This is a genomic window from Sulfitobacter noctilucae, assembly GCF_000622365.1.
Taxonomy (GTDB): Bacteria; Pseudomonadota; Alphaproteobacteria; order Rhodobacterales; family Rhodobacteraceae; genus Sulfitobacter; species Sulfitobacter noctilucae.
The window spans coordinates 38,009-56,959 of record NZ_JASC01000007.1 but is presented as its reverse complement, the minus strand read 5'-3'; the positions used below and the strand labels follow the sequence as shown (position 1 = coordinate 56,959).

19 protein-coding genes are annotated in these 18,951 nt (G+C 55.4%); 15 read left to right on the top strand and 4 right to left on the bottom strand.

Annotated features, from left to right (window positions below; translation table 11 throughout):
* The first annotated feature begins 82 nt into the window (after positions 1-82).
* A complete protein-coding gene (locus tag Z945_RS0106005; RefSeq protein ID WP_025051204.1) occupies positions 83-613 on the top strand; it encodes a Crp/Fnr family transcriptional regulator in 531 nt (176 codons plus the stop codon).
* Positions 614-851: 238 nt separating this feature from the next.
* On the opposite strand, the gene Z945_RS19435 is transcribed toward Z945_RS0106005, so the two are convergent.
* Complete coding sequence (locus Z945_RS19435) at positions 852-1,139, bottom strand: hypothetical protein (protein WP_037970687.1); 288 nt, start codon at positions 1,137-1,139, stop codon at positions 852-854.
* A 178-nt stretch (positions 1,140-1,317) separates the two neighbouring features.
* On the opposite strand from Z945_RS19435, the gene Z945_RS0105995 reads away from it, so the two are divergent.
* The 14 genes from Z945_RS0105995 (at position 1,318) to Z945_RS0105925 (ending at position 12,923) form a co-directional block, all read left to right on the top strand.
* Positions 1,318-1,674, top strand: a complete 357-nt coding sequence (locus Z945_RS0105995) for a hypothetical protein (protein ID WP_025051203.1) — start codon at positions 1,318-1,320, stop codon at positions 1,672-1,674.
* Between the two features lie 43 nt (positions 1,675-1,717).
* The gene (locus Z945_RS0105990) at positions 1,718-2,362 is read left to right on the top strand and encodes a lytic transglycosylase domain-containing protein (protein ID WP_025051202.1); all 645 of its coding nucleotides are present in this window, start codon (positions 1,718-1,720) and stop codon (positions 2,360-2,362) included.
* Positions 2,359-2,643 carry a TrbC/VirB2 family type IV secretion system protein gene (locus Z945_RS0105985; RefSeq protein WP_025051201.1) on the top strand — a complete coding sequence of 95 codons (285 nt, stop codon included), beginning with the start codon at positions 2,359-2,361 and terminating at the stop codon, positions 2,641-2,643. Before Z945_RS0105990 ends, Z945_RS0105985 begins: the two co-directional genes overlap by 4 nt.
* Positions 2,644-2,654: 11 nt before the next feature.
* Entirely contained in the window at positions 2,655-2,933 is a 279-nt protein-coding gene (locus Z945_RS0105980; RefSeq protein WP_025051200.1) for a VirB3 family type IV secretion system protein, read from the top strand.
* Entirely contained in the window at positions 2,923-5,283 is a 2,361-nt protein-coding gene (locus tag Z945_RS0105975; RefSeq protein WP_025051199.1) for a VirB4 family type IV secretion/conjugal transfer ATPase, read from the top strand. The genes Z945_RS0105980 and Z945_RS0105975 overlap by 11 nt, the downstream gene beginning before the upstream one ends.
* Positions 5,284-5,508: 225 nt before the next feature.
* Positions 5,509-6,603, top strand: coding sequence for a transglycosylase SLT domain-containing protein (locus Z945_RS0105965; RefSeq protein ID WP_025051198.1), 1,095 nt, complete (start codon positions 5,509-5,511; stop codon positions 6,601-6,603).
* 98 nt (positions 6,604-6,701) lie between these two features.
* Positions 6,702-7,448 (top strand): type IV secretion system protein, encoded by a 747-nt coding sequence (locus Z945_RS0105960; RefSeq protein ID WP_241434470.1) that lies wholly within the window; start codon positions 6,702-6,704, stop codon positions 7,446-7,448.
* A 17-nt stretch (positions 7,449-7,465) separates the two neighbouring features.
* Positions 7,466-8,119 (top strand): VirB8 family type IV secretion system protein, encoded by a 654-nt coding sequence (locus Z945_RS0105955; protein ID WP_025051196.1) that lies wholly within the window; start codon positions 7,466-7,468, stop codon positions 8,117-8,119.
* A gap of 1 nt (position 8,120) precedes the next feature.
* On the top strand, positions 8,121-8,819 hold the full coding sequence (locus tag Z945_RS0105950; RefSeq protein ID WP_025051195.1) for a TrbG/VirB9 family P-type conjugative transfer protein: 699 nt from the start codon (positions 8,121-8,123) through the stop codon (positions 8,817-8,819).
* Positions 8,816-10,213: a TraB/TrbI/VirB10 family type IV secretion system protein gene (locus Z945_RS0105945; protein WP_025051194.1), complete on the top strand. Its 1,398-nt coding sequence runs from the start codon at positions 8,816-8,818 to the stop codon at positions 10,211-10,213. Before Z945_RS0105950 ends, Z945_RS0105945 begins: the two co-directional genes overlap by 4 nt.
* 4 nt (positions 10,214-10,217) lie before the next feature.
* On the top strand, positions 10,218-11,207 hold the full coding sequence (locus Z945_RS0105940; protein WP_025051193.1) for an ATPase, T2SS/T4P/T4SS family: 990 nt from the start codon (positions 10,218-10,220) through the stop codon (positions 11,205-11,207).
* Complete coding sequence (locus Z945_RS0105935; RefSeq protein ID WP_025051192.1) at positions 11,204-11,416, top strand: hypothetical protein; 213 nt, start codon at positions 11,204-11,206, stop codon at positions 11,414-11,416. The genes Z945_RS0105940 and Z945_RS0105935 overlap by 4 nt, the downstream gene beginning before the upstream one ends.
* A complete protein-coding gene (locus tag Z945_RS0105930) occupies positions 11,413-11,814 on the top strand; it encodes a hypothetical protein (protein WP_025051191.1) in 402 nt (133 codons plus the stop codon). The genes Z945_RS0105935 and Z945_RS0105930 overlap by 4 nt, the downstream gene beginning before the upstream one ends.
* A gap of 14 nt (positions 11,815-11,828) precedes the next feature.
* Positions 11,829-12,923: a TrbL/VirB6 family protein gene (locus tag Z945_RS0105925; protein ID WP_025051190.1), complete on the top strand. Its 1,095-nt coding sequence runs from the start codon at positions 11,829-11,831 to the stop codon at positions 12,921-12,923.
* Positions 12,924-13,284: 361 nt separating this feature from the next.
* Here the strand turns inward: Z945_RS0105925 and Z945_RS0105915 are convergent, their stop codons facing one another.
* The 3 genes from Z945_RS0105915 to Z945_RS0105905 are packed head-to-tail and all read right to left on the bottom strand — an operon-like array spanning position 13,285 to position 18,833.
* Entirely contained in the window at positions 13,285-15,372 is a 2,088-nt protein-coding gene (locus Z945_RS0105915; protein WP_025051188.1) for a type IV secretory system conjugative DNA transfer family protein, read from the bottom strand.
* Positions 15,365-18,271, bottom strand: a complete 2,907-nt coding sequence (locus Z945_RS19430) for a relaxase/mobilization nuclease domain-containing protein (protein ID WP_025051187.1) — start codon at positions 18,269-18,271, stop codon at positions 15,365-15,367. Before Z945_RS19430 ends, Z945_RS0105915 begins: the two co-directional genes overlap by 8 nt.
* A complete protein-coding gene (locus Z945_RS0105905) occupies positions 18,258-18,833 on the bottom strand; it encodes a helix-turn-helix domain containing protein (RefSeq protein ID WP_025051186.1) in 576 nt (191 codons plus the stop codon). The genes Z945_RS19430 and Z945_RS0105905 overlap by 14 nt, the downstream gene beginning before the upstream one ends.
* Positions 18,834-18,951 lie beyond the last annotated feature (118 nt).

The following is an 18,951-nucleotide window of genomic DNA, read 5'->3' as shown; positions in this document are numbered from 1 at the left end:
TACCGTCAAAATAATCTTCAATCGCATCATCAAACCTCGCTCAAATTTAACTGCACCCTATCCAATGTGCGGGGAAGCTTATATGATTTCTATCATGTCAGGCTGGCAACACATATTTGATCACGCGCCATTGCAGTACTACGAACAGGGCAAAACTCTGTTCCGTCGTGAGGATCCTGTCAGGTCGATGTATTTGGTCCGATCTGGTGCGGTCGCGCTGGAAAGGCCAATGGAAGACGGAACCGCGCTAACTCTCCATGTCACCGACGCAGGCAGTGCATTGGCCGAAGCATCTCTGTTCGCCGAGATCTACCATTGTGATGCGGTCACTCGCTCTAATTCCCAGATCGCTGTCATGCCTAGAGCTAAGTTTCTTTTAGCCTTGCGGGACGATCCGGGTGCAGCCTTAAGCCTCATCGAAACTCACGCCCGAGAAGTTCAGGCGCAACGTGCGCGGATTGAGATATTACGCCTGCGCCGTGTTTCTGACCGGCTAGACGCATGGCTGGATCTTTATGGTGAGCCGAAGAAAGGTGAGTGGATCGCGATTGCAGATAAGATCGGTGTGTCGCCACCAGCGCTTTATCGTGAGTTGGCCAAGCGAAGACTCTAGATCGGTTGTCGCGAAACGATTGCAAAAACTGCCATCCGTCTAATCTGTAGCATCGGTGCGTTTGGGCTCTTCAGACACCTTCGCTGAGCTGATTATCAACGTCCGCATCCCCTACCCCGCAATGCCAGTCAGGGCTGGGGCATATCGGGTCTTCCCCGTATCAGACATTGCTCAAGTCAGCGCTCTTGGTGACATTTCTACTTGGTTGCAACGATGAATAATGCGTCAGACGCTCCTATCAATCGTTGGTGATCTCCAAAAACCGGCCATACTCTTGGCTGACTTCACGCGCTTCCTCAAAGGCCCGCGACCTCTCTTCTTCTAGGCATCTAAAGTAACTTTGGATGTCGGCGATATAGTTCTCGAAGTCTCGACCAATCAGATCGCGATACTCTTGAACATCGTGCGGATCGGTCGGCACAAATGGTCTCTCCGGCGCATAGCAGGTTTGACCGTGTGCCTGCCCTGCAAGCGAAACCAACAGAAATACGGGGATGAGGGATTGGCGGCATACCCTTTTGATCATGTCCATGTTCCTTCAATGCTTGAGGAATCCGCACCTGCGTGCGTAATACTGTGCGCGGGTTAAGGCACGATCACGGCACGAAACCGTATCTTGCGCACATAACCGTATTATTGTAACTATGGTGCATCGAAGCAATAGCCTCGGTGCGCCCAAAGACAGAAAGAGCGCAGCCGTGGACATGGATCTAGAAAAAGAAGCGCCAAATGTGGTTACAGAAGCCGGTTTCCGCGAGCTCATCGAGTCCGGATACCACGTCGAAGTCGTTTGCAAAGAAGATGCATACCGAAAGAATTCGGTATGGCATGGCATCTGGATACTCCGCGCCGTTAACGATGACGGCGTCGAGAAACAGCTTGTCACTGCGCGTGCCCGCACCGGCAGCGACTACATCAAGGTCAGAAAGTTCAAGACTGTCACCGGGCTTGTCTCTTTCCTCATCGACCTCGGCTTCTCCGTTATCGCGTTCCCAGTTTATGAAGGTCAGCGTTGGACCTTTACGCTATCTCAAGAGGAAGACGGCGACAGCAACGGCTAGCGCCTTCCTACTGCTGATTGCGCCTCACGCCGCAACAGCACAATTGATCTTCACGATGGAATCCGATGGCTCTCTTGTGCCATCGCAATCTCAAGACCGTTTCGCAAGAAATTACAATGACGGTATTGGGCAAGGTGACGCAAACGCGCCCTTGAGCATCTTTGGCGACGGCGAAGCTGCTGAGACTGAAGGTGACGCATCTACAACCGAAGACGGCTCATTCCGCGTCGCTGCTGTTGCGCCCCGTGTCGCCGTTCCCCGCCCCGATATCCTCGCTGCAATAGATGACACCGCCTTGCGGTATGGAAGCCACCGAGGCTTGCGCGCCGCCGGTCTCACGGTGACTGAATGGCGGTTGCTGTTCCGCTCAAACATCGAAATCGAAAGCGCCTACAATGTGAGCGCCCGGTCGCATGTCGGCGCGATTGGCCTTGGTCAGCTCATGCCGGGAACCGCCGAAGACCTTGGCGTCGATCCCTTTGACTGGCGGGCAAATCTTGACGGCTCCGCGCGATACCTGGTCGCACAGCTTGAGACCTTCGGTGACGCGCGGCTCGCTCTGGCTGCCTACAACGCCGGTCCCGATGCCGTCAGGCAATACCGGGGCATCCCGCCTTACCGTGAAACGCAAAGCCACGTTCAGCGGGTGCTGGCCGTGTTCAACAGGCTAGAAGGAGAAAACTCATGAGGCCGCTACCACTACTGATGACCGTCTTGACGGTCTTCGTCGTCATGGCCGAACCGGCTATGGCGCAATCTATCGACCTGTCGCCTATCCAAAACCTCTTGCAGGGCATCGTTGATGCCCTGACCGGCCCGCTTGGTGTCGTGATTGCCACGCTGGCCGTCATCGGCGTCTTTTTGAGCTGGTTCTTCAACATCATCGACCTGCGCCAAGCCCTATGGGTTCTGGTTGGTATTGCGGGTGTCGCCGCAGCGCCGACGATCGTTGCAGCAGTATTTGCTTAAGGGGGTGTAGCGTGGCTGAAAGATCACCTTTGTTCCTAGGCCTCGTCCGCCCTCCAAAGCTGTTTGGTTTGCCGATCATGTATGCCGTTGTCTGGCTGTTCGGCTCCGTGCTGCTGTTTGTGTGGATACAGAGCTTCCTGGTGCTTGGCATAGCGGCAGTTCTGTATCCGGTGCTTTGGAAGGCGGCGGATTGGGACCCTCGGTTCATCGACGTTGCGATAACAAGCCTCCAAGAAACGCCCCCGACCAGAAACAGGAAAATCCATGGCGGAGATAGCTATGCCCCGTGATGGTCTGGATGAGCGCACGCTGATGCCCAAGTGGTTTCAGCACGAAAAGCAACTGGCGCACATGCTTCCCTATGTGAGCCTTGTTGATGATCGGACCGTGCGCACACGTGTTAACGAGTTGTTCCAGTGCATCCGCATCACCGGAATCAACAGCTACACGATCGATGACGACTATCTCGATGGCATTCGAGCGAGCTTCGCCCGGATCGTTGCCCAGCTTGGCGAAGAATTCAGCTACTACGTCCACAAGGTCTCGAAAGGGATCAGTGTCGATGTTGAGCCCATCGAAGGCGATACTTTCGCCGCAATGGTCGATCAACAATGGCGCGGCAAATTGTCGAATGGAGGATTGCGCGACAAGACACTGACGCTCACGATCGTCCATCGCCCGCCGTCCAAGAGCTTCTTGAAGTTCATGCGGCGACCATCGCCAGAACGCTTGCGGGAAGAAACAGCCAAGCGGATGCGTCGTCTCAATGAAGCGGTTGGCATTTACATGTCTGGCTTAGCACATCTTAAACCCTCTGTTTTGTCGGCTGAGAAAGGCGAATTGGTTGGGTTCCTCGGTGCCTTGAATACAGGTCAGGAACTCCCGCTGCATCACACGTCGAAATTCGGCTTTGTGGCGTCTTCTGCCTCCAACACACGGGCGACATTCTTCGGTGAGCATTTTGAGTTAAGCGAAGGCGTTGCGGGCCGACGCTTTGGCAAAAGCTACAGCATCAAAGACTATTCTGAGCAGACCAACTGCATCATGTTCGACCAGCTCAATCTGCCGGTCGATATGATCGTCACGCACTCGTTTACGCCGGTGAACACCAACATGACAATTTCGCGGATCAAACGGCAGGTGAAGCAAATGCAAGCGACCGATGACGCCGCAGTGTCTCTACGCGAAAACCTTCTCTTTCTCGCTGATGATCTGGAAGCGAAACGCGCCAGCATGGGCGATCATCATATGGTGGTGACGGTCTTCGCTGAAACCCGTGAGGAACTGGAAACACTCGGCGCAGAAATCGTGAATGCTGCCGCATCGGAAGGCGTCACAATGATCAGCGACAGCTTTGGCGCGAATACGCATTATTTCAGTCAGCACCCTGGCAACCAACCCAAACGGCTGCGGGCCAGCACCGTGACAAACCGCAACTTTGCTGACTTTGCTGCGTTCCACCGGACACAACTCGGCAAGGCGGATCACGAAGTGCCATGGGGCAAGGTCATCTCGATCTTCCCGACGCCAGAAAAGAGCGCCTATCGCTTCTCCTACCACGAGGCCGGTTCGCCAGAGAAAGAGCCCACCAGCGGTCACACGCTGATTATGGGACGTCCCGGCTCGGGTAAGTCGGTCTTCTCGGCCTTCCTTATGACACAGGCCGTGCGGGCAGGTGCGCGCGTGTTCGTCTTCGACTACCGGCAGGGCATGGAAATGGCCGTGCGGGCCAATGAGGGCCGCTATACGACGATCCAGGGCGGTATGCCCACGGGTCTTAATCCGCTCTGGACCGAAGTGGACAAACGCGGCGTCGCGTGGCTGGCAGACTGGTTCGGCTCCCTGCTCTACCGCGAAGACAAGCCGCTGACGCCTGCCCAGACCAATCGTATCATGGAATGCGTTCGTCAGAATGCGCAGGCAACAGACCCAGGCTTGCGCGATTGGCAGAACTTCGCGTCCCTTTTCATGTCGATGGACGATGACGGCGATCTGAACCAGCGGGTTCTCGAATGGGCTGAAAAAGGCCGCTTCGGCTGGATTTTCGGCCATAGCCTTAAAGACACCTTCTCGCTGGATGGCAGTTTGGTGGGCTTCGATCTGACCGGAATCCTCGACAGTGAAAGCGACAAGGAACGGATGGCCGTTCTCAGCTATTTGTTCCGCCGTATCGAGCGGAAGATCGAAGATCGCCGCCCCACAATCATCATCATTGATGAGGCATGGAAGGCGCTCGACAACGAGTATTTCGCAGAACGTCTATCGCAATGGCTGGTGACAGCGCGGAAGCAAAACACTGTGGCCGTGATGATGACGCAATATGCCAGCCAACTTGAACGGACCCGCACCGGCAAGACCATCGTTGAGGCGGTACCGACGCAAGTTCTACTCCCGAACATTCGGGCCAATGCGTCGGACTATCAGATGCTCAATCTCTACCAGAAAGAGCTGGATACGCTTCTCAGCACCGGCACGAATTCACGCTTGGCTCTCATTCGAGATGACCAAGGCTCAGTCGTGGTGGACGCAGACCTTGGCGCTCTCGGCAATAACCTGACCATCCTCGGTGGAATGGAAGCAGGTGAAAAACTCGTCGGCCCCGATTACCGGGATCGGCCAGACTTTTGGAGGCTCAAATAATGCGCAAACTTACCTGTTTCCTGCTGCTGTGTGTGATCGCAGGTTGCTCGAACTATCAAGAGCCACGAGCCAACTGCTTCAGCTTCGTGTCACGCGATCCTGACCCATTGGACTGCAATTTTGAGGCACTGGACTCCCCTGATTTGCAGGATATTGCCAATGAATAGGCTCACCTTCGCAGCGGTATTATTGATCGGGGTATCCACCGGCGCGCTCGCCCAGGGCGTGCCGGTCGTGGACTCTGGGCTAACGGCGCGTGACCTGATTGAAACGGCGGACCGGGAGGCAGACCTTGCGGTCCAAGGTGACACGCTCGCGGTCGAAGAGGCGATATCGGAAATTGAGCGAGAACAGCTTGCGGTTCTCGATGCAATTCTTGACGCGCAGACCAGCTTTGAAGCTGGCGGCGTTGCGATATCGCGCATGGTCTCAGACCTTGAAGGTGGCAGCGGGTATGCTGACAGGTCTGTAGAGGCGGTCTACGGGACCGCTGACCTCGACCCTAACCCTGCTGGCGACCAGATGTTCGGCGACGCAGCCGAAAACATTGAACAGCTTATCATCCGAGTGGCGCAGGAAACCCATGATCATCCTGGCGTCTCGACGGCTCGTCTTTCGGTCGTGCAGTGGCGGGCCCTGATCCAAGCCCTGATCTGGCAGGAAAGCCGGTTTGTCATCCGCGCCGAAAGCCCTGTCGGAGCTTACGGTCTCACACAGATTATGCCGGGGACGGCAGGCGATTTGGGCATCTTCCCTGAATACCGCACAAGCCCTTACCTGCAGGTTGAAGGTGGCGCCCGGTATCTGGCGCAACAGCTCAATCGCTTTGATGGAAACATCATCTTCGCGCTTGCGGCCTACAACGCGGGACCAGGACGCGTGATCGAGTACAGCGGCTTGCCGCCTTTCCAAGAGACGCAGCATTACGTCACGGTCATTCCGCAGAAATACAATGAATATCTGGCGCGGATCGGCGGGATCGAAGCGCTCGGCACAATCGACCCTGCCCTGCTGGCGAACTCGAACCTCTCGATGATGGGTTCGGGGGCTGCGTTCTATGGCAGTAATTCCCCGACCGCGATCCGCCAAGCAGCGCTTCGTGTGCGGGATATCGTGACCCGCATCGGCTCCACCACCGATGTCCAAGAGTCCATGGCGTTGAACACCTACGCCCGGGCTGAACTGGTCCGTCTCATTGCAGCGATGACAAGACTGCAAGCCGCACGGACCCAACCCCTTAGCGCTGAGCAACTGCATCTGGCGGCTGCCCGGATGCAAGAACAAGAATTCATGAACTTCACCATAGAGGACTTAGATTAATGCGCACTTCAACGCTTCTCACCAACTACGTCCGCAAGACCCTTCGGACTTACGCAATCGCATTGCTTCTGCCGCTCGGCGTAGCTGCACCCGTCACCATGATTGCATCCCCTGCCCTCGCGCAGGGTGTGCCTGTGGTGGACACGCAAAACATTGCACAAAACATCCAGCAACTTCGCCAGATGATCGAAGACGAGCTTCTGCAGAACGAACAGCTGTTGCAGCTTCGTGAACAGCTCACCACCCTCACCGATCAACTGGCACAGCTTCAGGAAACCTATGCAGCTCTGACCCGGCTTGCCGAACTGCCTGAAATCATCGGCACTGAAATGGAAGACGAACTCAACGGGATCCTTGATCAAGAGTTTGGCGATATCCAATCCACCATCGCGGCGATCCGCAATGGCGACTTCTCAGGTCTCAGTGGATCAGGCGCGAGCCAGATTGAAACCCAGATGGACCGCGTTCTCGCGGACCTGGGCTTTGATGAAGACACGCTTAGCGAAATGGCTTCCAGCGGCAACGCGGGCGCTGAACGCATTGCGACACAAGCCACCACTGGCGCCCTCGTCTCGGCGGCTGCGCAAAACAGCTACGACGATGCAGGCCAGTCGCTTGAGCGTGTGGACCGCCTTGTCAGCCTGATTGATGACATGGACGAAATCAAAGAGAGCGTCGATTTGAACACACGCTTGACGGCTGAATTAGCCATTGCACTCGTTGCCATGTGGCAACTGGAAGCCGTTCAGACCGTCAGTGACGGCACCGGCGGTGTCATCGACGCAGCCACCATCGCCGAAGAACAGAACTTCATGGAGTTCACGATTCCGGACCTCGGCGACTAACAGTAGAGGTAGAGATTTTGGGCGACGAGAAAGAAATCATTGAGGAAGAACTGGTTTACGGCGCATTGCGCCGCGAACGGTTGTGGCAAAAGCTCGGTCTAACCGGGCTGGCATTTGGTGTGCTCGGTTGCTTGGGTGCCGTGGCAGTTGCCATCCTCGATGTAGACCCGCCCCCCGTGGTCGTGCCCTACGATCCCGAGACGGGATTTGCGTTGCCTGAAGTCTCTGTTGACGCAAGCACTGTCACTGCCAATCAGGCGGTGATTGAAGCGGAAATCTTCCGCTATGTAACAGATCGCGAGGTCTACAACCAGCTAGACAACGATGTGCGTATCAACAGCGTTTTGCAGCGTTCCGATGGACGTGCGGAGGCCTCCGTGCGTGCCCAATGGAACAGCGCGAACGCTCAATATCCTCCAACCGTCTATGGCAGCAACTCCACGCTGGATGTTGAAATCCTGAGTGTCAACTTGATCGGTGAGAACCGCGCGACCGTCCGGCTACGCAAGCGGCTCACTTCCATTCAAGGCGTCCAAGCAGGCCTGTTCACAGCAACGATGCTCTTCGAGTTCCGGCCCGAAGAAGCGCGGACGATTGATCAGGTTTGGACGAACCCCTTTGGCTTCACCGTGATCGAATACTCGATCCGTTCAGACAGATTGGAGAATTAAGATGCGTCGATTTGGACTTGCATTGCTATGTCTGTTTGTTGTGGCTTCCACGGCATTTGCAGAGAACACGCCTCGGCGCGGCCCGAATGACAGCCGGGTCCGTATTGCCACCTATATCGATCAACAGGTTTATCGCCTGAATGTGTCGCTCACCCACGTCACCACCGTGGAATTCGGCGAAGGCGAAACGATCCGCTCGATTCTGGCCGGTGACACTGAAGGATTCGAACTGGACGGCGTGCCCGGTGGGCAAGCCTTCGCGATTAAACCTCTTGCGCGCGGCGTTCATACCAACGTCACAGTCTACACCAATCGGCGCAGCTACTATTTCAACGTACAGGAAGTGTCTTCGCCAACCTTCTACGTGGTGCAATTCCGTTATCCTGAAGACGAACGCCGCCCAGCAAACGCAATTGCTTCGCAAGCTCCAAACTACAACTACGGGGCCAGCTCGCGCACAGAAATCACACCCACGCGCATCTGGGATGACGGAACATTTACATACTTTCAGTTTGCTCGAAACGCGCCCATCCCCGCGATATTCCGTTACTCGAACGGGCGTGAGCGGACAGTCAACACGCAACAAACCGAACCGGGTGTCATCCGTGTATCCGGCATCAACGCCCAATGGGTTCTGCGCCTCGGTGAGGAAGTTGTCTGCATCGAAGAAAACACTCCGACGACAGGGGGCACGTCATGACCAATGATCCAAATCAAGCAGACGTAAGTGAACGTCTCGCACGTCTCGAAGCTGGCAATGGCGGTGGCCCGGTGACGGCCACCCGCCGCTCTCCGCTCATGGCACTTCTTGTCGTCGCGCTAATCGGTCTGGTCGGGGCTGTTTTCTACCTTCTCAATCAGCCGGAAGAGGAAGTTGTCTTGCCAACGGCAACGCCCGATGAATTCCAACCGGAAGGTGATGGGTTTGGAACAATCGAACCGTTTGTTCCACCCGAGCCGGAAACGCGCATTGTCGAGGCCGAACCTGCACCTGTAGAGCCAAGCGCCGAATTGCTTGCGCAGATCGCGGCGCTCCAAGCGCAGATAGAAGCTATCCAAAATGCACCCGAACCCGTGGTTGAAGACGACACGGCCGCGGCTGAGGCAATGAATGCGCTGACAGACCAGCTTGCTCAACTGCAAGCGGCCTCGGAAGCTGCACAACAACAATTTGCTGACGAATTGGCGGCGCGGGATCGTCAGCTTCAGGAGCTTCGTATGGACCTTGATCTGGCGCGTCTGGAAGCCCAAGCGCCCTCCCCTGCCCCGGCTGGCCCGACTGAAGAAGAATTGCGCTTGCGGGAAGAAGAACGCCTGCGTCGCGAGGAAGAAGCCCGGCGGCTCGCTGAATTGCAGCAACGTGCCGAACAAGAGCGTGCGTTCCAAGAGCGTCGTATCCAATCCCCCACAATCGCCTTTGGCGGTACCACGGGTGGCCTCGGTGGAGATGGCGCAGAACTCGCTGAACGCACCTTTGGTGATGTAACCGATTTCGTGCTGAATGGCGCTCTGCCGTCTACCGTCACGCAATCTGAGATCATCGCGAACCCTGCGAATACGGTTATTCAAGGGACAGTCATCCAAGCGGCGCTTGAAACCGCCATTTCAAGCGAGTTGGCGGGTCAGGTGCGTGCAATCACGTCTGAACACGTCTACAGCTTTGACGGCACGCGGCTGCTGATCCCTGCCGGGTCTCGGCTCATTGGCCGTTATCGTTCTGGCGTGGGAGTCGCGCAAAGCCGCATCACGGTCGCGTGGGACCGGATCATCTTACCGACCAACCAAACCGTGCAAATCAGTTCATTTGGTGCTGACGAACTTGGCCGATCTGGAACGACGGGCTTTGTGGACACGCGCTTTGCAGAGCGCTTCGGTTCTGCTGCTCTCATCTCTCTCATTTCCGCTGCGCCAAGCGTCGCGGCAAATCAAACTGAGGATGAGATTGCAGAAGATGTCCTTGAAGACATTGGCGATGATTTGGCCGACGCTACGGACAGCGTCGTAGGCGAATACCTTTCGATCGGACCAGTGATCTATGTCGATCAAGGCGCTCGGATCACTGTCATGGTGGACCGGGACTTGGAGATTTTCTGAAGCAATGGCCCTCAGCTACCTCCAATCATCTATTGACCGGCTCGAAGATGCCAAACGCGATGATGTCATTGAAATCTGCATCAACCCGGATGGCAGGTGCTGGGGTGAGTTTCAGGGCGACCGTTTCATGCGTCGCCTTGAGCAAACTCTGACTGAGGATCAGATCAAAGACCTCGGAAACCAGATCGCATCCGACGCCTCCACTCCCCTCTCTAAGGACCGGCCTATCGTGTCGGTCTCGATCACCTATCGGGATCGGCCGATCAGGGCACAGGTCATCACGCCGCCTGCTGTGAACCGTGGCATGTCGATCAGTCTACGCTTTTTCTCAAGCCTGGCGCTTGATGCAATCGAATTGGGCTTCCTTTATGGGAAAGAGCGCAAGCTGGAAGAGCTACGGCAAGAAAAGAACCGCCAGCTTCGACGGGTTGTTGCAAGCGGCGACATTGACGCTGCCATCCTTCACTGCGTTGAAAACAAGCTCAACATGATCGTCTCCGGCGGCACATCTACCGGTAAGACCGTGGCGGCCCGGAAGATCCTTTCCAATGTCAGCGACGAAGAAAGGATCCTCACGATTGAGGAAGCGTCAGAACTACTTCCGACACAGCCAAATACTGTCACGCTCATCTCGAACCGGGATGCGTCCCACCAAACTGCTGATATCTTGTTGACCGCCACTCTACGGATGCGGCCAGATCGCATTATCCTGGGTGAGGTGCGCGGAAAAGAGGCGATGACGTTCCTTGAGGCCATCAACACCGGCCATGGCGGTTCGATGACGACGCTTCACGCCGAAACGCCCCAATTGGCGGTCCAACGCCTAGCCATCGCTGCACTAAAGACAGAAGTCCCGATACCTTACCGCGATATGATAGATTACATTGAAAGCTCAATCGACGTGATCATCCAGGCCGGCCGCGAAGACGGAAAGCGTGGGATTACGGAATTCTATTTACCTGGAACAGAACTAGGAAAGGAGGCTGACAAATGAAAAGCTATGCACCCAAAATCCTCACTTTCACACCAAGCAAAAAATTCAGCTATCAAGATATGGAAGATCAGATTGCAAAGTACACTCTCAATGGCTGGAAGATCATCTCCATGACGCACTTTCAGGGTTATCAGCCCGTTTATACGGTGCTTTTGCAGTACGAGTTCTCTGAACAAGAAATGCAAGAAAACGCGGAGAACCGAGCATGAAAAAACGAGCGTACATTCTCGCTTCTGCCATCGCCATATCGCCCGCCATCACATCTGCTCAGGGTCTAGTTCCCACTATCGAAAGCGAGTTCGACTTTTGCCAAGATCGACCGGTCGAACCCGAGTGGATGTCAGAGCTGCCGTCCCGAGAGAAATACAAGCGTCTCGTGATCCAGACGATCTATCGCGCTCAGGGTCTAGAAAGCGTGGTCGAAGCCCAGGAATGTTCTTGCGAGACACGCTTTCCGCCTTGGGACGCTGCGGTCCAACACTTCAACGACAATTTTCTCGGTGGAGATCGGAATGCGCTGAGAGAAGCGGAAGAAGAACACTTGGACCGTTTCAATGAGTTGCGTTCAACAGCACGAGAAATCTGTGAAGCTGAGGGCCTCTGGTAGCATAGGAGCAAAGTATGAGCGTCGTTTCTTTCATTGTAGATGAGGCCCAAGGCTTTCTGGATGACGCAGCCGAAACCCAATTTGGTGCCATTGCCGCGACCGTAGGCACAGTCACCACAGTGGCGGTCACTCTGGTTCTCATCCTCGTCTGCATCAACATGGTATTCCAATACCGATCTATGGACGGTCGCGCTGCGTTTTGGTTAGGTGTAAAGATTGTCTTAATCGGAATATTCGCCCAAAACTGGACCCAATTCAACGCCCTCTCTACCGCTATACTAAGCGGCATCGACAGCATCGCAGGATCGCTTATCACGGCTGTCGGTGGCGGCGCGCCAGGGCCCTCGGGTACCTATGCCGAAGAATTTGACAGGATGATCGCTCGCTTTGGCGATTACTTGAACGCAGCCGGTGAAGAATTGAACTGGATGGCCGGTGCCATTCTTTCCAACTTGGGAGTCTTCCTGCTTTCGCTTCTCGGGGCGCTCGCTGCTTTCCTTATGGTCGCATCCCGTCTGATGATCGCACTTCTTCTCGGTCTCGCCCCAATCATGATCTTCTTGACGCTGTTTGATGTGACGAAGGACTACTTTGCTCGATGGCTAACCGCTGTGGTCTCATTCGCAATGTATCCCATCATTATTGCGGGTGTATTCTCGACTATCACGGGCGTCTCCGCCTCCTTGCTCGGCGAGCTTGGTGATCCCACCGCTGCACCCAACATCGGCGCACTCGTGCCGTTCTTCATGATGGTACTGATGGCGAAAGGATTCATCCTTGCAACGCCGTTCATTGTTCGCGCCGTTTCAGGCAACATAATGATGCCCGCCATCTCTGGTGGACTTGGAGGTACCTATGCGTTTGGCCGCGCTGCTTTCGGCTCCGCCCAAGCACGAAACCGCTACCTAATGGGCAATGCAAGCGGTGCTGAATATGCCGCGCTCCGCGCTCGCTCGATGGTGGGAATTGATCCAATGCCTGTTCGCAACAGCTACGGCCAGTCGGCGCAACAACAACCGGCGAATACCCCTGGCCCTTCTAATCCGAATGCGGGCACCGCTCCCGACTATCAGGCCCAGATGGATCGCAACCGACGAATCGGTCGATAATCCTGCCTGCCTAAGACACTCGACGATCCGCAATGTGGGTCGTCATTCCTTCCAAGAAAGGCCTGCCATGGACCTAGGACAGATCGTAGTCGACCAATACCTTATCATGCTCCACGGCATGCCGCTCTCGCTGATCACAAAATACGGTTTGGCTCAGTGGGAAGATGAAGGTCAAAGGTTTTCCTGCTGCTATGATCAAATCACTGACGAGGGGGAACATGAAGGGAAATTCCGTTGTCTTTATCAGAAAGAAGGATCGCCTGAGATTTTCCTGCTCGTGGAACCTCCTTCATCGCCGGATGGATTCGGCGTTATCCTATTCGATCAGCCCCCGCGCACCGTCCACTAACTCAAGACACTTTTAGGCTCTAACGCCACCTTCTACGTCGTCAGGCAAGCTATTTTTCAATTCTCTCAGGTCGCCCATAGCGCTTTCTAGTTCGGAAACATCAGCATCGGTTGGCGCATCGAGGGTCAGCTTAACCTGCGTCGCCAAGTCCAGTTCAACCTGGCGCTGTTGATCCTCTACCATGCCAACCAGTGCCTTAGCCTTCTTCCTATCGGTTGTGCGAATGCTACTGCGCTGTTTTTTCGCTACTGCCATAAGAACAGACTCCCGCTGTGAAGCCGGGCGATCAACCGGATCTATCGGTAATCTGCCTTGATCAGGAACTTCCTTTTCTTGCTTAGGCACTGGCGTTTCTGGCCGAGATGCCGGCGTCTCGGCTGGAGCCGCATGGTCCTGATCCTTTAACGGATTCTTAGGTTCAGAAATCATTGCAACGCTTGTTGGGACCTTTCTCTCAGGAAATGGCAATTCACCAGACTGCTTACTGTGTATCTGCTTGAAAAATGGATCATTGAAATACTCGATGCGACGCGCACGAATAGGCATCTGCGCGTCGATCACCATTACGATTTCTTCGAGCGGCAAACGCCTGGCTTCGTCCTCAGGAAGTAAGGAGACTTCCTCCGTCCGCACTGACTGGCTGCGACCTTCGAAAGGGTTCTTGCCAATCGCTCGTGACCGTGTGACCACTTTCTTCGTCGTTTTGCCGACAGCCTTGCTCAATTCCTCGACCGTCTTTTCATCCGATGGAGTGAGGTAGAGTTTCACGCCCGCGTTGCCCTGCAGGGCGCGGCGGGTGTTCTCCCCATAAATTTCATCCAACGCCGGGATCGTCTGGGTAACGATAGCCAAATGCCCTTTGTAGGATCGCAAAGTCTCGATGCTCTCAACCACAATTGGCATTTTCCCGAGGCGGTTGAATTCATCGAGCATAATCATAACCGGCCATGGTTCGTCTGGACCTGGTTCTTTGTCCTGCAAAGACGCAAGTAGGTCTGAGAAGAAGAGTCGGATCAGGGGTGCCAGAGGTTTGACCATCAACGGCTGCACGACGAGGTAAACGCTGAACGGTTCCTTCCTGATCCTACGAAAATCAAAGTCAGAAACCTGTGTCGCCGCGTCGATCGCCGGATTCTGCCATTGATCCAGACCCGAAGTCATCAAGAGCGAGACATAAGACGTCAACGTCTCGTTATTTGTCGATGCGAGGCGCGTGAAAATCAGCTTTGCGGCCTCGTTCTCGACTTCGACGCCCCGCTCCATGTATTCTTTCTGCTTGTTCCCACCCGACGCGGCGATGCGGTAGATTTCACCAAGCGTCGGCTTCTTGCGCTGGAAGGCCAGCAAACCAGCAGCAACAAACAGGTCGATCCCCCCTTTTAAGAGCCCTTGAACCCGCTCGTTCTCGTTCTGCAAGAACAGCGATGCGAGAAGCTGCAACTCCATTTGTTGCTGTGCAGCGTCCTTCAGTTCGGATATGCGCAGCAATGGGTTATAGCGGTGCGTGCGACGATCTTCGAAGTCGGTGGGTGCGAAGCGGAAAACCTTATCGCCATTCCCGTGCCGATGCCGAGCGGTCGCTTCAAAACATTCTCCCTTCACGTCAAGCACAACGGCAGAGCCTTCCCAAGTCAGTAGATTAGGGATTACGAAGCCCGACGTCTTACCTCGCCCCGTCGGAGCGACGATGAGGGCGTGAGGGAACCTCTTGGCGACCAGGTACTTGCCTTTGCGCTTGGGCTTCGTGATCTTCCCGAGGATGAAACCCGTGCCCGGCTTGCCGAAAAACCCGTTCTTCGACATTTCACCCATCTTCTGCCAATGGGTCAGCCCGAACTTCGTCAGCGCCGAACCAGACACGGCGATGCTCATAAGCAAACCACCAATGCCGAAACCGGCCATAATGAGGTTCACAAGGCGGAAGTCGTCCGGGCGATAGCCACGTAGGGAGAAGTAGTTTTCCGCCAGATAGAGAAAGTCGATATCGGCCTGAAACCCCAAATCCTTGAAGGTCAACACAGCCGATGAAACGACGTAGCCGATGGCAACGGCGACCAACGTAAGTAGGAAGATGCCAAATGCGATGCGACCCTTACCCATGGACCGGCCCTCCTTCGCGCTCTGAATCGACAAGTCGGTCTTTCTGCAACTCATATTCCTCGTCCGCGATTTCCCTCACGACTTCGCGGTAGACCTCGGTATTCGCGGTTGCTGCGTCAGATTGCAGATAGGCTTTTGCGGCGTAGAGCCGATCAATTCGGTCATCCGACACGTTCTCTAAGGCGTCACTGTCACCTTCGCGCAGCCGCTCGATCTGCTCGTCGTCAAGCTCTTGCTCGATCTGCTCTCGATAGCTGACACGCTGATCGTCATTCGCAAACGGCGAAGACAGTTCATCGGATCGTTCATGCTCGACCACGCGCCGAATTTCATCGTTCTCGATGCGCGTCACCTCTCCTTCGCGTTCGTGATACGCACGCCAGAATTCCGCGTCTGTCGGGTTCTGCACATCCCGCTCAATGTCCTCAAGACGCGGTGCCGCCGTATGGACCTCATCGCCAACCTGCCCCGCTGAAGCCAGGACACGCGCCGACCCATTGGACAACTGCTCGATGATACATGGCCGATCTGCCGCTCTGCTATCTGAATAAGCCCTACCCGCCTCACGTGCGGACATGAAAGTGCGCGTTTCATCGGAACCGGCAGACGACAGAGTAAATGTCGAACGATTTGCCACCTGACCACGCTCGACCAACTCACGCTCGTTCAAGTAGCCTTCTGGAGGCCGCATGATGTCCGTCGCCTTATCCCAGGAACGCGACGCCATAGACGCATGGACCGGCGACTTGACCGCAAAGGACCTGAATGCCTCTGACGCCTGTTCCGTCTGCGCACGTCCAGCCTCACGCGCATTCGGATCATCCGAATACGGATAGTTGAAGTCCGTGCGGGCAAATTGATCTTCAAGCGCCTCGTACTCGCGCCGATCAGCAGCAGAAACACGCTCACCCTCGGCCATAACAACGCCGTTCTCAGTTCGCAAAGCGACGGCTGCAATGTCACGCGCTGTTTCTAGGCCAGCCGCCTCCTGCTCGGCCTCCCTCAACTCTTGCGCGTTGTTCAACCGGAAACTCGTCTCGTAGGTATCACCCAAGCCACGGGCGACGTGATCCGGCATGTCAGGGTAGCGGTCCTTGAAATCGGACGCGACGGCCTCCGAAATCGTCTGATTGGCGGGCGCACGATCCAGGATGACCTCAATCTCGCGGTCCAACCTGTCGGCCAGTTGTTGATCCATGATCTGCCCCCTGCCCTCTTCATCGGTGCGATACACAGCATCTGGGCCAGACACAATTTCGGGACGCGTTTCGAGATAGGTCTGCTGCTCGGCCTCGATCCTGTCGAAAGCGCGGTTCTCAATCTCGACCGCCCGCGCTTCAAGCTGTGCCTCGTTGACCCCCTGCCCTCGCAGTTCTTGCCGGATCGCTCGTGCGCTGTCGTCAAACTGCGCTTGGTCGAAGTGGAAACGTATTTCGCGCGCTTCTTCGATCACCCCATCGTCCCGCAGCACCTCCGCTCGTTCAAGCGCGGTGCCTAACTCAACATGGACCTGGTTCAACCGCTCACGCGCTGCTTCAAGATCGTCCTTGCGTTCAAGGTTCAAACCTTCGGTCTCAGCCACCTTCGCAAGATCATCGGCCACCCATTGGCTTTCTAGCGCAGCATTGGGCGCACCTGTCTCAATCCGATTTACAACTGTTTCTGCGTTTATGCCTGTTCCGCGCAAGGCATTGTCAATCTGAGCTCGGGCGGACCCCTCCGACAGACGACCAACAAGTTCTGCGTTGATGTTTGTTTCTGAATAGATCCCGCCCTCTGAAGGCTTCTGCTCAAGCATGACGGATCGCAATCCCAACGGTTGCATCCGCCGAAGACTGGCTTGGATTTCATTTAACCTCCGCTCATTGTCTGCCCTTTGTCCCTCCGGAAGTCGGGCAATGCGTGCCTGCACCTCCTCAACGGTCTCGGCATACTGCCCTCTCAGGTTGTCAAAGTCCTCGGCGGCTCCCATGTAAATGTCTCCATCATGCTGAATGGTTGATCCCTTGCCCAAAAGCTCGGCGGCTTTCAGAAGGGCTTCGGAAATTTCTTCACGACTGTCGGCTGAGGCCTCAGATGCAAGCGAGTGGTAGACAACGCGTGTGCTTGCGATTTCAGCCAATGTTCGTGCCAGATTGCGACCGACCCTCTCGCGCGGAACAGGTTCACGCACAACGCCATTGCTGGCGTCTTCTTTCACGGCATAGATTTCTCTGGTGCTTGATGGGTAATGCACAACACCGCGATCTACGCGTCGCGTCGCTTCTAGCTTGACCCCGTACTTCTCTGCCTCTTCGACCATTGCGAGGCGAATGTCGTCATAGTTGAACCGATGATCCCGGCCCAAATAAAAGAACTCGCCCTCCTGCGATCGCCGGTTCAGGACGATATGTGCGTGCGGGTGATCGCGATCCTTATGGACAGCAATCACATAATCAAAATGGCTTTCATCTGTCTCAAAGAAGCGCTCGCAAACGTCCGACGCGATATCACGAACATCATTTGCGTTCGTTCCGTGAGGAAAAGACATCAACATATGGGTGGTGTTTCCCAACTTTGGACGAAAATCACCGCTCCAACGTTCGGCAAACCGATCCGTTAGCTTTTTGATGTCTTTGTCATCAAACCTTGTCTTTCCGTCAAACGTCCCTCGACTGTCAACGAAGTGCGATAGCTTGTTGTCGCGTGTGATGTAGGACAGCTGGTTGCTGAGCTGGCCCTTGTTATGAGTTCCGCCGTTCTTGATAGCCTTGAACACGGCTGAACGGTGGCCCCTCGCCGCGCGATAAAGCTGCGCATGCTTCTTGCTGTTGAGACCTTGCATCGAGCCACGAATGCGATCCCAACCTTCACGGAAAATTTCGCCGGTGACGGCTTCAACTGCGCTATTGCGTGCCAAGAGCAAACTCCCTCAACACATTGGTGACTGTCAGGGTCATGGTCGCGTTGCGCCGCCGAACCAAGAGGTCGATCTGATCCCCCATCTCTAAGACCATTCCAGCAAGCGCTCGAATTTCTTCATACTGCTTGTCAGACCAGGGCGCAGGCATTCCGCGCTTCTTTGCCTCGTTCAGGCGTCGGGCGATCTGCGTGATGTTGTTGCCCACCCGATTGAGGGCGGCACGATATCCCGCTAATTCATTGGCGAGATGTTCATCCGGCACGAAAATTCCATTTGTCGCCTGCATGAGCGCGCGCAATCCATCCGCTCTACTATCGAAACCGTGCCTCGCGAGCTCCGCATCGAAGGCCTTAATCTCATCCGGCGTGACCGTCACGCTGGCAGCGGCGGTACGAACTCCCGTATCGCGTCGGCGGTCTTTTTCACGCTTGATCGTGTAGTGGATTGTCCGCCGCGTGACACCGAAGCGCAGCGCAAGCCCTTTCACATCAGCGCCTTTTGCTGCCTCACGGACAATCACCAGGCGTTCGTCTGGTGTCAGAATTCGGCCTTTAGGCATACGAACAAAGAACCCCTATTTCCTGCCATCATCATAACACCCATTGCTACAATAATGCTTTAAGTGGTGCAATCACGTATTATTGTGGAAATGGGTGTTATGCCATTTTCCGCCGAGG